This is a genomic window from Anaerosphaera multitolerans (genome assembly GCF_004006535.1).
GTDB classification, from domain to species: Bacteria; Bacillota; Clostridia; order Tissierellales; family Peptoniphilaceae; genus Anaerosphaera; species Anaerosphaera multitolerans.
In genome coordinates this window covers 1-2,039 of sequence record NZ_RLIH01000037.1, presented here as the reverse complement: position 1 = coordinate 2,039, position 2,039 = coordinate 1, and the positions used below count along the sequence as shown (strand labels likewise).

The following is a 2,039-nucleotide window of genomic DNA, read 5'->3' as shown; positions in this document are numbered from 1 at the left end:
ATTGTGATAGGCTTTTCCTTATGAGAAAAGACATCCTAGAAAGTATAACCGAACATCTTATGACTGGAATTAAACCTAATTTCGCTGATATTGCCAGACGCTATAATTGTGACTATCGGACGGTCAAACGTTATTATGACCTCGGAAAAGAAAAGACCCTTGAAGAAGCTTCAAAACGAAGGGTCCCACCGTCACTTATTGAGAACTATAAATCAATCATTGAAGATAAACTCAAGCTTGGCTGCTCTGTGCGCTCAATTTACTACTTCATCCAACTAAAAGGCTATCAAGGCTCATATACGACCGTCAAACGCTATGCCAGATTGATTCGAGAATCCTGCAAACATAAAGCAACGATTCGAATTGAAACAACGCCTGGACTTTCTGCTCAAGTCGACTGGAAAGAAAATTTAAAACTGATCTCACGCAATGGTGAAGTGTTTACGATTAATATCTTTCTGTATATTCTTGGCTACTCTCGGATGAAGTATCTTCAATTGACCGTCGACCGTCTCCAACCCACACTCTTTGAGTGTCTCAATCACGCTTTTGAGAAATTCGGAGGTGTCCCTGAAGAAATTTGGTTTGACAATATGAAAACAGTGGTGGACCATTCTAAAAGTCAATTCTCAAATGTTGTTTTCAATGAACGATTCAGGCAGTATGCAAAAGATGCTGGATTTAAACCCATTGCTTGTCGGCCATTCAGACCTCAAACCAAAGGTAAAGTAGAAGCGCTTGCGAGAACTGTTGACCGCCTGCTTGTCTTTAACAATGAGTTTGAAGACCTTGAAGAATTACAAGCACTGGTCCAACAATTGATGGAAGATTTGAATCATAAAGAAATCTCTCAAGCGATTGGAACCTCACCTTCTGAACGTCTTGACCAAGAGGCGTTGAATCTCAAGGCTTTTGATTTAGAGCTTCTCAAAGTTTATAGTCAATTGAGTGTTCCTTTGACTCGAAAAGTCTCTAAAGAGGCACTTGTGATCTTTGAAGGGCGTAAATATTCAGTGCCGGTTAAATATATTGGACAGACCGTAACCTGTGAAAAAGAACAAGAGGACCTTAAAGTCTATTGTGACCAACGCTTGATTGCTCGTCATCCTTTAAGCGACCGTCCCTTTAATTATCGCCGTGAAGATTACGTTGAAATTCTTAAATCAGATGTCTTCAAACATCTTGAAGAAGACGAACTAGAGGCTTATGTGGATGAGAATCTTCAAGCCTACGATTTATTGTGAAGGGAGCGCTTATGACAACTTATCATCAATTACTCAACCAATTGGACCATTTAAAACTCGATCGTGTGCGTCAGCTCTTACCAGAGTTCTTAGATGAGCATGCGGATATTTCCTTAGTAGAGGGCCTTCATGAACTCTTGAGTGAAGAACTTCGTGAACGAGAAGCGCTCCTTCAGGAAAGACGATTAAAAAAAGCCCATCTGCCTTATGAAAAGCGTGTGATGGACTTTGATTTTCAGTTTCAACCGAAAATTAATAAAGCAGAGATTTTAGATTTACATACCTTACGTTTTTTAGATAAGCATGAGAATCTTCTCTTCATTGGCAATAGTGGCGTAGGTAAGACACATTTAGCTATTTCTATCACTTTAGAAGCCCTAGAGAAAGGTTATAGCTCTTACTTTTGTATGAGTACTGAATTAGTGGACCGTTTATTAAGAGCCAATCAAAAAGGAACTTTAGAGCGAGTATTAAAACAGTATGCCAATTATGATGTACTTGTTATTGATGAAGTGGGTTATCTGCCCTTTTCAAGAGATGGAGCGAGTCTTCTCTTTCAACTGATTAATATGAGATATGAAAAGAAATCCACGTTGATTACTACGAATATCCCACTTTCTCAATGGTCTGAGTTTCTTCAAGATAAGAAATTAACGAATGCTTTATTGGACCGCTTGGTTCATCATTCTAAAGTCATTTCTATTACTGGAAAATCTTATAGAATGAAAGACTATAGTGAGAAGAAAACCAAAACCCCAAAAAGTAAATAAAGTGATGGGCCCAAAACCAACAATT

At 38.5% G+C, this 2,039-nt stretch carries 2 protein-coding genes; both read left to right on the top strand.

Translation table 11 applies throughout. The features are described 5' to 3' along the window. Positions 1–20: 20 nt before the first annotated feature. Complete coding sequence (gene istA, locus EF514_RS10655) at positions 21–1,244, top strand: IS21-like element IS712 family transposase (protein WP_003331415.1); 1,224 nt, start codon at positions 21–23, stop codon at positions 1,242–1,244. An 11-nt stretch (positions 1,245–1,255) separates the two neighbouring features. Then, positions 1,256–2,014 carry an IS21-like element IS712 family helper ATPase IstB gene (gene istB / locus EF514_RS10650; RefSeq protein WP_003331414.1) on the top strand — a complete coding sequence of 253 codons (759 nt, stop codon included), beginning with the start codon at positions 1,256–1,258 and terminating at the stop codon, positions 2,012–2,014. The last annotated feature ends 25 nt before the right edge of the window (positions 2,015–2,039 follow it).

Excerpts from the sequence above, each read along its gene's own strand:
- istA (WP_003331415.1), top strand. The coding sequence starts at position 21 with ATGAGAAAAGACATCCTAGAAAGTATAACCGAACATCTTATGACTGGA.
- istB (WP_003331414.1), top strand. The coding sequence starts at position 1,256 with ATGACAACTTATCATCAATTACTCAACCAATTGGACCATTTAAAACTC.